Annotated in this window: 11 protein-coding genes; 5 read left to right on the top strand and 6 right to left on the bottom strand. The window is 71.7% G+C overall.

The window, feature by feature from the left end:
• Nucleotides 1-3: 3 nt before the first annotated feature.
• Nucleotides 4-1,128: a recombinase RecA gene (gene recA, locus ABKA17_RS10380; RefSeq protein WP_353691654.1), complete on the bottom strand. Its 1,125-nt coding sequence runs from the start codon at nt 1,126-1,128 to the stop codon at nt 4-6.
• Nucleotides 1,129-1,498: 370 nt separating this feature from the next.
• Here recA and ABKA17_RS10375 point away from each other — a divergent pair, with 370 nt between their 5' ends.
• From ABKA17_RS10375 to ABKA17_RS10365, 3 genes are all read left to right on the top strand, one after another.
• Nucleotides 1,499-1,819, top strand: coding sequence for a hypothetical protein (locus ABKA17_RS10375; RefSeq protein ID WP_353691653.1), 321 nt, complete (start codon nt 1,499-1,501; stop codon nt 1,817-1,819).
• 182 nt (nt 1,820-2,001) lie between these two features.
• Nucleotides 2,002-2,391: a hypothetical protein gene (locus tag ABKA17_RS10370; RefSeq protein ID WP_353691652.1), complete on the top strand. Its 390-nt coding sequence runs from the start codon at nt 2,002-2,004 to the stop codon at nt 2,389-2,391.
• Nucleotides 2,392-2,540: 149 nt separating this feature from the next.
• Nucleotides 2,541-2,984: a hypothetical protein gene (locus tag ABKA17_RS10365; RefSeq protein WP_353691651.1), complete on the top strand. Its 444-nt coding sequence runs from the start codon at nt 2,541-2,543 to the stop codon at nt 2,982-2,984.
• Between the two features lie 12 nt (nt 2,985-2,996).
• Here ABKA17_RS10365 and ABKA17_RS10360 read toward each other — a convergent pair whose 3' ends face one another.
• A complete protein-coding gene (locus ABKA17_RS10360) occupies nt 2,997-4,346 on the bottom strand; it encodes an AI-2E family transporter (RefSeq protein WP_353691650.1) in 1,350 nt (449 codons plus the stop codon).
• A gap of 60 nt (nt 4,347-4,406) precedes the next feature.
• Nucleotides 4,407-4,601 carry a DUF3046 domain-containing protein gene (locus ABKA17_RS10355; protein WP_353691649.1) on the bottom strand — a complete coding sequence of 65 codons (195 nt, stop codon included), beginning with the start codon at nt 4,599-4,601 and terminating at the stop codon, nt 4,407-4,409.
• Nucleotides 4,602-4,681: 80 nt separating this feature from the next.
• Here ABKA17_RS10355 and ABKA17_RS10350 point away from each other — a divergent pair, with 80 nt between their 5' ends.
• The gene (locus ABKA17_RS10350) at nt 4,682-5,626 is read left to right on the top strand and encodes a hypothetical protein (RefSeq protein ID WP_353691648.1); all 945 of its coding nucleotides are present in this window, start codon (nt 4,682-4,684) and stop codon (nt 5,624-5,626) included.
• Between the two features lie 3 nt (nt 5,627-5,629).
• Here ABKA17_RS10350 and ABKA17_RS10345 read toward each other — a convergent pair whose 3' ends face one another.
• From ABKA17_RS10345 to ABKA17_RS10335, 3 genes are read right to left on the bottom strand one after another with little or no spacing between them, the layout of a single operon-like run.
• A complete protein-coding gene (locus ABKA17_RS10345; RefSeq protein WP_353691647.1) occupies nt 5,630-5,935 on the bottom strand; it encodes an AzlD domain-containing protein in 306 nt (101 codons plus the stop codon).
• Complete coding sequence (locus tag ABKA17_RS10340; RefSeq protein WP_353691646.1) at nt 5,932-6,651, bottom strand: AzlC family ABC transporter permease; 720 nt, start codon at nt 6,649-6,651, stop codon at nt 5,932-5,934. The genes ABKA17_RS10345 and ABKA17_RS10340 overlap by 4 nt, the downstream gene beginning before the upstream one ends.
• Entirely contained in the window at nt 6,552-7,511 is a 960-nt protein-coding gene (locus tag ABKA17_RS10335) for an AraC family transcriptional regulator (RefSeq protein WP_353691645.1), read from the bottom strand. Before ABKA17_RS10335 ends, ABKA17_RS10340 begins: the two co-directional genes overlap by 100 nt.
• A 333-nt stretch (nt 7,512-7,844) precedes the next feature.
• On the opposite strand from ABKA17_RS10335, the gene ABKA17_RS10330 reads away from it, so the two are divergent.
• The gene (locus tag ABKA17_RS10330) at nt 7,845-12,803 is read left to right on the top strand and encodes an ATP-dependent helicase (RefSeq protein WP_353691644.1); all 4,959 of its coding nucleotides are present in this window, start codon (nt 7,845-7,847) and stop codon (nt 12,801-12,803) included.
• Nucleotides 12,804-13,048 lie beyond the last annotated feature (245 nt).

Genomic DNA, 13,048 nt, shown 5'->3' with positions numbered 1-13,048 from the left:
GGATCAGCTCTTGGCAGCCGCGGCCTTGGGCTTGGCGGCCTTGGCCGCCGGTGCGGGCACGGTCTTCGCGGTGTCGTCCGAGGAAGGAGTGACCGCGGCGTCGGCGCCCGGCTCGGCCGCCGGCTCCTCCGGCCGCACACCCACGCCCAGCTTCTCCTTGATCTTCTTCTCGATCTCGTTGGCCAGGTCGGGGTTGTCCTTCAGGAAGTTGCGCGCGTTCTCCTTGCCCTGGCCCAGCTGGTCGCCCTCGTACGTGTACCAGGCGCCGGCCTTGCGGACGAAGCCGTGCTCAACGCCCATGTCGATCAGGCCGCCCTCGCGGCTGATGCCCTGGCCGTAGAGGATGTCGAACTCGGCCTGCTTGAAGGGCGGCGCGACCTTGTTCTTGACGACCTTGACGCGGGTGCGGTTGCCGACGGCGTCCGTGCCGTCCTTCAGGGTCTCGATGCGGCGGATGTCCAGACGCACCGAGGCGTAGAACTTCAGCGCCCGGCCACCGGTCGTGGTCTCGGGGGAGCCGAACATCACGCCGATCTTCTCGCGGAGCTGGTTGATGAAGATCGCGGTGGTCTTGGACTGGTTGAGCGCGCTGGTGATCTTCCGCAGGGCCTGGCTCATCAGACGGGCCTGGAGACCGACGTGGCTGTCGCCCATCTCGCCCTCGATCTCCGCGCGCGGGACGAGCGCCGCGACGGAGTCGATGACGATGAGGTCGAGGGCACCGGAGCGGACCAGCATGTCCACGATCTCCAGGGCCTGCTCGCCGTTGTCCGGCTGGGAGAGGATCAGGTTGTCGATGTCGACGCCGAGCTTCTTCGCGTACTCGGGGTCGAGGGCGTGCTCCGCGTCCACGAAGGCGACCTGGCCACCGGCCTTCTGCGCGTTGGCCACCGCGTGCAGCGTCAGCGTGGTCTTACCGGAGGACTCCGGTCCGTAGACCTCCACCACACGGCCGCGCGGCAGACCGCCGACGCCGAGGGCCACGTCGAGGGCGGTCGATCCGGTAGGGATGACCTCGATGGGCTCCATCGACCGCTCGCCCATGCGCATGACCGCGCCCTTGCCGAACTGCCGTTCAATCTGTGCGAGTGCGGCATCCAGGGCCTTCTCGCGGTCGGTTCCTGCCATGGGTTCCACCCGATTTGCTTGAGTCGATCGCTTCACGTCAAAGACGCTAACGCCTGCCACTGACAATGGGCCCCGACGCCCGCCCGACCTGTGGATAACTCGGTCACTTCTCCGCCGAAACCGTGCCTAAATACCCGCCGGGGGCCTCGCCGGAACTTCCATAAGAATGGATGTTCGATTTTCGTGTCAAGCGCACCACGCGGCACTCCCGGGGCATTCCGCCGGGCGCCGCCACAGACCCGTCGTTGTCACCGACGGTCGGTGATCAGTAGCGTCGCCCGTGCCGTCATGGCCTGTCATGGCCGTCGACTTCCGAGCGGTTGTGAGCCCCCGAGGCCGTACCGCGCGGCAGGACGGAGAGGTGGGAGAGATGGTGAGGCACTGGTCGGCGCCGCTGCTCCTGAACGTGCTGCTCGGAATCCCGGGCGTGGTGCCGATCTGGCTGCTCTGGTACGTCGCGGCGAACGGCCCGCTCGCCGAGCTCGACCTGACCGTACGGGAACCGACGGAGAACGACGGCATGCTGCCCTGGCTGCTGATCGTCGTCCCCGTCGTCGGGCTGTTCGGCCTGCTGTGGTGGCTGGCCAACAGTCCGCTCCGGCGCAGGACCGCGCTCGCGCCGCGCGCGTACTGGTCTCTCAGCGTCGTCGCCCTGCTGGTCCCCACGATCGCCCTCTTCATCAATTCCTGAAGGTGACCCACCTGACGGGGACGCGGGCGATCGTCCGAGGAGGGCTCGTCAGGAAAGCGTCATCCGGGGATGGCTCGTCCGGGTAGGACTCCTCCGAGGATGGCTCCGCCGGCCCGCGCACGGCAGGCAATCCGCACCACCCCCCGTCCCAACGGCCGCTCCCTGCCTGCGAGAGTGCCGCCATGCTGCTGACGCCTGAACAGACCCTGTTCGTCCGGGGTGCCACCCCCGCGCTCCTCCTGTCCGAAGCCCCCGTCCACGACACCCTGCCGGTCCTGGTGACGCGGGACGGATCAGTGCCCTGGTGCGAGGGATGGAGCATCGTCCCCAAGCTCACCCTGTGTGTCGTGGACGGCCCCGGCGAGGCCGGGATCGTCATCCCCGCCCTCGCGGCCCCGGTGCAGACCGACGGAGCCGCCGACCCGGACGGCATGGCCGACTGGTGCGCGGACGCCGAGCGGGCCGGCGGCGCGGTCGTCCTGTCCCTCGCCCAGCTGCCCCGGACGCTGGACTGGCCCTACCTGCTGAACTCCGGCTCCGCCCACGGCGGGTTCATGCCGGCCCTCACCTGACCCTGGCCTGACCCTGGCCCGCTACCAAGGGGCGCTGCTTCCCCCGCCTGACCCGGGCCCCCTACCGAGACGCGCTGCTTCCCACGACGTACCGCGAGTGTCTTCCGCCGGACGACGACGGAACGGGCCCCGCTCGCGAGCCTTGGGTCATGGAGACCACGAAGAGCACCCGAGACACCGTGAAACGGCCCCGAGAGTCGGTACGGACCACCCGGGAAGCAACTGGCAGGACCACCCGGAGGGCCCGCCCCGCCGCCGTCACCGCCACGTCGGCCGCCCTGCTCCTGCTTGCCGCGTCGATCGTCGGCCAGATCGCCGCCGGGGCGGACTACCCCGTCGTACCGCCGGGCCTCGTCATCCCGCTCGTGACCGCGGGCTTGCTGTTCTGGCGGGTGAACCGCTGGACGACCGGACTCGCCCTCGCGGTCGGCCTGTTCATCGGTGTGGGCGCGTTCCTGACCCCCGACACCGGCGACCACCTCGCGTCGGGGAACACCGCGCTCATCGTCTCGACGGCGGCCGAACTCGTCGCCCTCGCCGGAGTGATCGCCGCCGGTGCCACGGCCACGCTACGGAAGGGAGACCGGGCCTGACGGGAGCACTTCTCAGGAGGAGCCGCCCTTGGCACCGCCCCCGGAGTCGTCCGCGGGCCCCTCCGGGGACCCACCCGCAGAAGGGCCCTCGGAGCCGCTCGCCGAGTCGTCCCCGGCGCTACCCGTAGAGTCCTGCTCGCCCGGCCGCCGCGCCCACAACCCACGCGCGCGTGTGAGGAGCCCCGACTCTCCTCCCAGACGCCGGTGACCGTGAACCCGCGGATCGTCCGTGACGTCGTACCGCTTCACGTACGCCCCCAGGAACGCCTGCAACGTGGCGACCGCCGGAATGGCGATCAGCGCGCCCACGGCGCCCAGGAGGGCCGTACCGGCGATGACCGAGCCGAAGGCGACCGCGGGGTGGACGTCGACCGTCTTCGAGGTCAGCTTGGGCTGGAGCATGTAGTTCTCGAACTGCTGGTAGATCACGACGAAGATCAGCACCCACAGCGCGTACCAGGGATCGACCGTGAAGGCGATCAGCATGGGCAGCGCGCCCGCGAGATAGGTGCCGATCGTCGGGATGAACTGCGAGACCAGCCCCACCCAGACGGCGAGCACGGGCGCGTTGGGCACGCTCAGCGCCTGCAACAGGACGTAGTGCGCGACACCGGAGATCAGCGCCATCAGACCGCGCGAGTACAGATAGCCGCCGGTCTTGTTGACGGCGATCTCCCAGGCCCGCAGCACCTCCGCCTGCCGGGCGGGCGGCAGTACCGAGCACAGCGCGCGCCGCAGCCGGGGGCCGTCCGCGGCGAAGTAGAACGAGAACAGCGTGATCGTCAGCAGCTGGAAGAGCCCGCCGAGGACCTGGGCGGAGACGTCCAGGACACCGGTGGCGCTGTTCTGCACGTAGTTGCGCAGCCAGTCGGAGTTGAGCACACCCTCCTGGACGTCCACTCGCTTCAGGTCGGTGTGGAAGTGCGTGTTGATCCAGTTGATGACGGAGTCGAGATAGGCCGGGAAATCCTCGACGATCTTGATGATCTGGCCCGCGAGCATGGTGCCGAGCAGCGTGACGAAGCCCGCGGACACGATCAGCACGGCGAGGAAGACCAGGAAGGTGCCGAACCCCCGGCGCACTCCGCGCGAGGCCATCCAGCTCACCGCGGGTTCGATGGCCAGGGCCAGGAAGAACGCGATGAGGATGTTGATCAGCAGCCCGGTGAGCTGGTGGAAGGCCCAGGTGCCGAGCTGGAAGGTGGCGAAGAGGGCGAGTGTGAGCACCACGGCACGCGGCAGCCAGCGTGGCATGCGGGAGTTCGCCCCGGCGGAGCCGGCGGCCGGGGGCCGGGCGGGCGGTGTCGTACCGAAGGGGGAAGCGTGCGGAGGGACCTCGTCGGTCTCGTCGGTGGGTGCCACGGTGCAAGTTTCGCCCACGCGACTGACAATGCGCTGCCCCCCTACGATCTTCGTGACCGGTCAGCGCTGTTCTTGTGGCACGTTCATGACCGCGCACACCACTCGCCACACATCCTTCGCGTCCCAGCCACCGTCCAACGCCTCGTTCACCGTGCGCCCGCCGAGCTCCGTCATGACGTGATCGCGCGCGAAGGTGTCGGCATAGCCGGGACCGAAGTGATCCGCCATCCGCTGCCAGAAGACCGTCAACCGCATGACACCAGTATCCCGCCCCTGAGAGTGGGCCTCGGCCGGGACCACTTGTCGAGAACGCTTTCCGTCCTACGGTCTGACGCATGGCCGAAACCGGAGCTTCCCCACTCCCCCCGACGCCCCCGGCGCACTCCCCGCTCTTCCGCGCCGAGCACTTCGTCTGGCTCACCGCGCGCGTGCTGGAACAGCGCCTGTTCGCGCACCATTTCCTGAACGGGAGCCCCGACCCGGTCGAGACCGCGCTGGACGCCTACCGCAACGAGGACGGCGGTTACGGCCACGCGCTGGAGCCCGACCTGCGCGGCCCGGTCAGCCAGCCGCTGCACGCCGGGCACGCTCTGCGGGTCCTGGACGCCATCGGCCGCTGCGGCGGACAGCGCGTGGAACGGGTGTGCCGCTATCTGACGTCGGTCTCCACCCAGGACGGCGCCCTGCCGACGATCCATCCCAGCCAGCGCGGCTATCCGGCGGCCCCCTTCATCCCCGTCACGGACGACCCGCCCAGCGCACTCCTCGCCACCGGCCCGGTGGTCGGCCTGCTGCACCGCAACGAGGTGTGGCACGCCTGGCTGTTCCGGGCCACGGACTTCTGCTGGCACGCGGTCGAGTCCCTGCGGGAGTCCCACCCTTACGAGATGCAGGCCGCCGTGGCCTTCCTGGACTCCGCTCCCGACCGCCCGCGCGCGGAGGCCGCCGCCGACCGGCTCGGCCGCCTGGTACGCGAACGCCGGCTCGCGGCACTGGACCCGGAGCACCTCGACACCCACCCGGTGTCACCCGGCTACGCCCCAGGCGAGCACCACTTCCCCCACGACTACGCGAGGACGCCGCACTCGCTCGCGCGCGCGTGGTTCACCGACGAGGAGATGGAGCGCTCCCTGGACTTCCTGACGGCCCAGCAACAGGAGGACGGCGGCTGGCCGATCCGCTGGCGCCAGTGGGCCCCGGGCACGTCTCTGGAGGCACGCCCCATGGTGACCATCGAGGCACTGCGCACCCTGAGGGCGTACGGCCGCTCGATCGGCTGACCCTCATCCCATCGCCCGCACACCCGCCGTCACCGCCACGGCCGCCGCGACCACGAGCAGGAAGGGAGCGCGCAGCACCAGCGCGAGCGCGGCTGCCGCAAGCCCCGCGCCCCTCGCGTCCAGCACAAGCTCACGACCGTCGGCGAAGGCCTGCTGAGCTGTCAGAGCCGCGAGCAGCGCGACCGGCAGCAGGGCGGCGAGCCGCTTGACGAGAGGCCGTTCCAGGGCACCTGAGGGCACCAGCAGCCCCACGAGCTTGACGGCATAGCAGCCCAGCGCGGTGACCCCGATCGCGATCCAGACGCTCACGCCTTCCCCTTCCCGCGCCCGGCGGCCCACAGCACGACGGGCGCCGCGAGGGCGGCCGCGAGGACGGGCACGCCAGCCGGCAGCACGGGCAGCAGACCCAGCCCGAGCAGAACGGCGAGCCCGGCGACGGCCCGCTCGACGGCGCTCTTGAGCATGGGCGCGAGCAACGCCAGGAAGACGGCGGGGCCGGCCGCGTCGAGGCCCCACGCGTCCGTGTCGCCGATCGCCTCGGCACCCAGCGCGCCGAGCAGGGTCGTGAGGTTCCACAGCACATACAGGCTGAGCCCCGTGACGGCGAACCCGATACGCGCGCCCCGCCGCGTGCGCTGCGCCAGCGAGACGGCCGCGGTCTCGTCGATGACCCACTGAGCGGCAAAAGGCCGCACCGCGCGCGGAAGAGCCAGCAACTGCGACAGCCGCAGCCCGTAGAAGGCATTGCGCACGCCCAGGAAGAACGCCCCGGCAGCAGCCGTGAGCGGATTCCCACCGGCTGCGAGCGCCCCCACGAGCGCGAACTGGGAGGCCCCGGTGAACACCAGAAGGCTGAGCGCACAGGTCTGCGTCACGGTGAGCCCGCTACCCGCCGAGGTCACCCCGAAGGCGAACCCGGACAGTCCTACGGCGACCCCGACCCCGAGGGCGTCTCGTACGACGGCGGCGTCCGGCCTTCCTCCGTCGTCGGCGCGTGTGTCTGGGAAAGCTGTCTGTTCTGCCACGCCTCGGACGGTAGAACCAGCCCCGACCGACCGTCTTGTACGTTCTTGCGCTCCCGCTGATACGCCCCGGGAGGCACCCCGACGATCCGGCCGAAGTGCCGGTTCAGATGCGGTTGATCGGTGAACCCCACGGCAATGGCGGCCTCCGCCGGCGACGTCCCCGCATCCAGCAGCCGCCGGGCCCTTCGCACCCGCGCATCGGTCAGCCAGGCGTGCGGCGGCATCCCGTACACATCCCGAAAGGCCCGCAACAGCGCGAACGGCCCGACCCCGAGCTCTGCGGCCAGCTGCTCCAGCGTCGGCGGCCCAGCCATCCGCTCCTCCAGCAGAGCACGCGCCCGTGCCGCCGCCCGCGCCCCGGCCGTCCGCACCTCACGCCGCGCCAACGCCCCGCCGTTGAGCCGCAGCAACCGCGTCACGGCAACCCGCAGCAACGTGTCGGCGGCCAGCGCGTTCCCCTCGTCCACGGCCCGCAGCACCTGATGAACCAACCCCGCCGCGTAGGGATCGTCCAGCACCGGGCTGACGAACCCAGGGGTCCCACGAATACTCGTGGTCTCGGCAGCTATGGCGCCCACGACCTCGGGCGACGGATACACCGCCCCGTACCGCCACCCCTCAGGCACCCCAGCCCGCCCGGTATGCGGCGTATCGGGATTGACCAACGCCAGCGAACCGGCCCCCGCATACCGATCGGCACCCCGATAGTGAAAGACCTCCACACCATCGGCGATGGCAGCGATCACGAAGTTCTCGTGGGTGTGCCGCACAAAGTTCTTCCGAATGTACCGCGCCCGCAGCAGATCCACCCCGGGCAGCTCGGCGTACCGCCAATGCCGAGCCAGCTCACCGGATCCCATACCCCCATTCTCCGCCGCCCGGCCGGAAGCCCGCCCGGACGGGAGCCTCAGCCGCGACGCACCCGCACCGGCGCAACGGCGAGCAGGGGACGTACCGGGGGGTGTCCGCCCGCAGCGTCGGGCGTCAAACCGACAGCACACCCCAGACGAAACAGTGGCGCCCGACCGAGGACGGACACCCCCCGGTGCGGCACCGACTCACCACGAACCGTAGTGCGCGACGCGAACCCCCACCGAACAGCAAGGGGCCGCCGCAGGCATAGGCCCCGACCCCCACCGGGCGGAAAACCGCAGGTCAACCGAATTGTCAGTACCCGGGTGCAGGATGGACCCATGGCCAGCTCCCCTCACCGAGCCCTCAACAACTTCTCCCCCGCGACCCAAAGCTGGTTCACGGGAGCCTTCGACGCGCCCACCGCCGCCCAGGCAGGCGCCTGGCAGGCCATCGGAGAGGGCTCGGACGTCCTGGTCGTAGCCCCCACCGGCTCCGGCAAGACCCTCGCCGCCTTCCTCGCCGCACTGGACCAGCTGGCCTCCACACCCCCACCCGCGGACCCCAGGAAACGCTGCCGAGTCCTCTACGTCTCCCCCCTCAAGGCCCTGGCGGTCGACGTGGAACGCAACCTCCGCAGCCCTCTGACCGGCATCCGCCAGGAATCCGTCCGCCTGGGCCTGACCGAGCCCGAGGTGAAGGTCGGCATCCGCTCCGGCGACACGCCCGCCGCGGAGCGCCGCGCCCTGTCCACCCGCCCCCCGGACATCCTGATCACCACCCCGGAGTCCCTCTTCCTGATGCTGACGTCGGCCACCCGCGACGCGCTGACCGGCATCGACACGGTCATCCTCGACGAGGTGCACGCCGTCGCGGGCACCAAACGGGGCGCCCACCTGGCCCTCTCCCTGGAGCGCCTCGACGAGCTCCTGCCGAAGCCGGCCCGCCGCATCGGCCTCTCCGCGACCGTCCGCCCGGTCGACGAGATCGCCCGCTATCTCTCCCCCCGCCGCAAGGTGGAGATCGTCCAGCCGAAGTCCGGCAAGGAATTCGACCTCTCCGTGGTGGTCCCCGTAGAGGATCTGGCCGAACTGGGCGGCTCCCCGGTCGCCGACGGCACCGAGGGCGCGGAACGCCCGTCGATCTGGCCGCACGTCGAGGAGCGCATCGCCGACCTCGTCCAGTCCCACCGCTCGACGATCGTCTTCGCCAACTCCCGCCGCCTGGCGGAACGCCTGTGCAACAGGCTCAACGAGATCGCCTACGAACGGGCGACCGGCGAACCCCTCTCCGAGAACCACACCCCCGCCCAGCTCATGGGCGGCTCGGGCGCCACCCAGGGCGCGCCCCCGGTCATCGCGAGGGCCCACCACGGCTCGGTCTCCAAGGAACAACGCGCCCTCGTGGAGGAGGACCTCAAGGCCGGCCGCCTCCCCGCGGTCGTAGCCACGTCCAGCCTCGAACTCGGCATCGACATGGGCGCGGTAGACCTCGTGGTCCAGGTCGAGTCACCCCCCTCGGTGGCCTCCGGCCTGCAACGAGTGGGCCGCGCGGGCCACCAGGTGGGCGCGGTCTCCACCGGCGTGGTCTTCCCGAAGTACCGAGGAGACCTGGTCCAGTCGGCGGTCGTCACGGAACGGATGCGCACCGGCGACATCGAGTCCCTCAAGGTCCCCGCCAACCCCCTGGACGTCCTGGCCCAGCAAGTGGTGGCCATGACCGCGATGGACACCTGGCAGCTGGACGACCTCCTCGCCACGATCCGCCGGGCCGCCCCCTTCGCCTCCCTCCCCGAGTCCGCCTTCACCGCCGTCCTCGACATGCTCGCCGGCCGCTACCCGTCCGACGCCTTCGCGGAACTGCGCCCGCGCGTGGTCTGGGACCGGGTCGCCGGCACGATCACCGGCCGCCCCGGCGCCCAGCGCCTCGCGGTCACGTCCGGCGGCACGATCCCGGACCGCGGCCTCTTCGGCGTCTTCCTGGCCGGTGCCGACCCCAAGAAGGGCGGCGGCAGGGTCGGCGAGCTGGACGAGGAGATGGTCTACGAGTCGCGCGTGGGCGATGTCTTCACGCTCGGCACCAGTTCCTGGCGCATCGAGGACATCACCCGCGACCGCGTCCTGGTCTCCCCCGCCCCCGGAGTCCCGGGCAGGCTCCCCTTCTGGAAGGGCGACCAGCTGGGCCGCCCCCTCGAACTGGGCCGCGCGGTGGGCGCGTTCCTCCGTGAGGTCGGCTCGCTCCCCAAGGACAAGGCCCGCCCACGCCTCCTCGCGGCGGGCCTGGACACCTGGGCGGCCGACAACGTCCTGGCGTACCTGGACGAGCAGCGCGAGGCATGCGGCCACATCCCCGACGACCGCACGATCGTCGTGGAGCGTTTCCGCGACGAACTCGGCGACTGGCGCGTGGTCGTCCACTCCCCCTTCGGCGCCCAGGTGCACGCCCCGTGGGCCCTCGCCCTCGGCGCCAAGCTGTCCGAGCGCTACGGCATGGACGCCCAGGTCATGCACGCCGACGACGGCATCGTCCTACGGCTGCCGGACGCCGACCTGATGGGCCTGGACCTGCTCGACCAGGAGCCGACCAGGCTCGGCACGGAGTACGACGCGGACCAGGCCCCGGTAGGCGCGGCGGACGTCGTCTTCGACAAGGGCGAGGTCGACCAGATCGTCACCGACCAGGTGGGCGGCTCGGCCCTGTTCGCCTCCCGCTTCCGCGAATGCGCGGCACGCGCGCTACTGCTCCCCCGCCGCAACCCGGGCAAGCGCACCCCGCTGTGGCAGCAGCGCCAGCGCGCCGCCCAACTGCTCCAGGTGGCCAGCGAGTTCGGCTCGTTCCCGATCGTCCTGGAAGCGGTCCGCGAGTGCCTCCAGGACGTCTTCGACGTCCCCGGCCTCGTCGAGCTGATGGGCGACCTGGAGTCCCGCAAGGTCCGCCTGGTCGAGGTCACGACTCCCGAACCGTCCCCCTTCGCACGCTCCCTCCTCTTCGGCTACGTCGCCCAGTTCCTGTACGAGGGGGACTCACCGCTCGCCGAGCGCCGCGCGGCAGCCCTCTCCCTCGACTCACGCCTGCTGGCCGAGCTGCTCGGCCAGGCGGAGCTGCGCGAACTGCTCGACGCCGAGGTACTGGCCGAGCTGGAGCAGGAACTCCAGTGGCGCACCGAGGACCGCAGGGCCAAGGACGCCGAAGGCGTCGCCGACCTGCTCCGCCTCCTCGGCCCCCTCACCGACGGGGAGTTGACCGAGCGGGGCGCGGATCCACAGTGGGCGCTCGACCTCTCCCGAGCCCGACGCGCGATCAAGGTCCGCATCGCGGGCACCGACCACTGGGCGGCGATCGAGGACGCGGGCCGCCTGCGCGACGCGCTGGGCACGGCACTACCCGTGGGCGTACCGGAAGCCTTCATGGAACCCGTCAAGGATCCGCTGGGCGACCTCCTCGCGCGCTACGCCCGCACCCACGGCCCGTTCACCTCGACGACGGCGGCCGCCCGCTTCGGTCTGGGCGTGGCGGTGACAGAGGGAGCCCTCCAGAGGCTCGCGGCGTCAGGCCGTGTCGTACAGGGCGAGTTCCACCCGGCGGGCATCGGCCAGGAGTGGTGCGACGCCGCCGTACTGCGCCGACTGCGCCGCCGCTCCCTGGCCGCCCTGCGTCACGAACTGGAGCCGGTGTCCCCGCCCGCCCTCGCCCAGTTCCTGCCCCAGTGGCAGCACATCGGCAAGGGGCACGGCCTGCGCGGCATCGACGGACTGGTGCGTGCCGTGGAGCAGTTGCAGGGCGCGTCCGTGCCGGCCTCCGCCCTGGAGAAGCTGGTCCTGCCCTCCCGGGTCGCGAACTACTCCCCGGCGATGCTCGACGAACTCACCTCCGCGGGCGAGCTGGTGTGGGCCGGAGCGGGCTCCCTCCCCGGCAAGGACGGCTGGGTCTCCCTCTACGTCGCGGACGCGGCGCCCCTCCTGCTGCCGCCGCCGCACCCCTTGGAGCTGACGGCACTCCACGAGTCCGTCCTGAACGCCCTCTCCGGCGGCTACGGCCTCTTCTTCCGCCAGATCGCCGACCAGGTCCGCGCAACCACCCACCCGGACGTCACCGACCCCCAACTCGCCGACACGGTCTGGGATCTGGCCTGGTCCGGTCGCCTCACCAACGACACGCTCACCCCTCTGCGCTCCCTGCTGGGCTCGGGCCGCACGGCCGGCTCCACGGCCCACCGCGCCAAGCGCACCGTCCCGCGCGGCCGCTACGGCTCCCTGACCGCCGCCGCCCGCCCCGCCTCGCGCGGCGGCCCGCCGACCGTCGCCGGCCGCTGGTCCCTGCTGCCCGACCGCGAGCCCGACCCCACCCTGCGCGCCCACGCCCTGGCCCGAACCCTGCTGGACCGGCACGGCGTGGTGACCCGAGGCGCGGTCTCGGCAGAGGGCGTCGAAGGCGGCTTCTCGGCGACGTACCGCGTCCTGTCCGCCTTCGAGGAGACCGGCCAGGCCCGCCGCGGCTACGTCGTGGAAGGCCTCGGCGCCGCCCAGTTCGCCATGGACGGAGCGGTGGACCGCCTGCGCGCGGTGGCCAATGCCCGCGAACGGAACGGCGGCCTGCCGGGCCAGGGCGACGGCTTCGGCGCCCCCGCCGCGCGCGACGATTTCCAAGCCCCGGACGGCACCGCCCCCCATGACGACTACGGCTTCGGGACGCCCGGCGGCACCGCCCCCGCCGACGACCTCGACCTCGACTGGCTGGACGACGCCTCCCCCGCACCGGCGGCCCCCCGCTCCCGCGACGGCTACGTGTCCCCCCGGGACCTCGCCACCCCGGGCACGGGCGGCCCCCGCGGCGGGCCGTACAACCCGTACAGCTCATACGCCCCGGGCCCGCACCCCACCCCACACCGTTCCTCCCCCCGCACCCCCGACTCCCGAGCCGTGGTCCTCGCCGCAGCAGACCCGGCGAACGCGTACGGCGCGGCCCTCCCCTGGCCCGAGCCTCCGACCGGCGCCGGCCACAAGGCGGGCCGCAAGGCGGGCTCCCTGGTCGTGCTGGTCGACGGCGAGCTGACGCTCTACATGGAGCGCGGCGGCAAGACCCTGCTGGCCTGGCCCGAGGATCCGGACGGCAAGCCCACCGACGACCCACGCCTCCGCTCGGCCGCCGACGCACTCGCCGCGGCCGCCCGAGCGGGCTCCCTGGGCACCGTCACCGTGGAGCGCGTCAACGGCGCCCCGGCCCTGACCTCCCCCATCGGCGCCCTCCTGGAAGGAGCGGGCTTCATCGCCACCCCACGCGGCCTGCGCCTGAGGGCCTGACCACCCGGCCGCCCCCTCCGGCCCTCACCTCTCGGCCGACGGCCACCAAGACCCATCCAGGGGACGCGGGGCTGTATCGATCTGCGGCTCAGCCGCGTAGCCACGACAAGCCGCATTCCCCCCGCACCCGCCACACCACAACAGCCCCCAACCCATTGGGCACCCGCCACACCACAACAGCCCCCAACCCATTGGGCACCCGCCACACCACAGCAGCCCCAACTCATTGGGCACCCACCCACCAC

The organism is Streptomyces sp. RG80 (assembly GCF_040446465.1).
Lineage (GTDB): Bacteria > Actinomycetota > Actinomycetes > Streptomycetales > Streptomycetaceae > Streptomyces.
The sequence above is the reverse complement of the archived record's forward strand: the minus strand, read 5'-3'. Positions and strand labels throughout refer to the sequence as shown.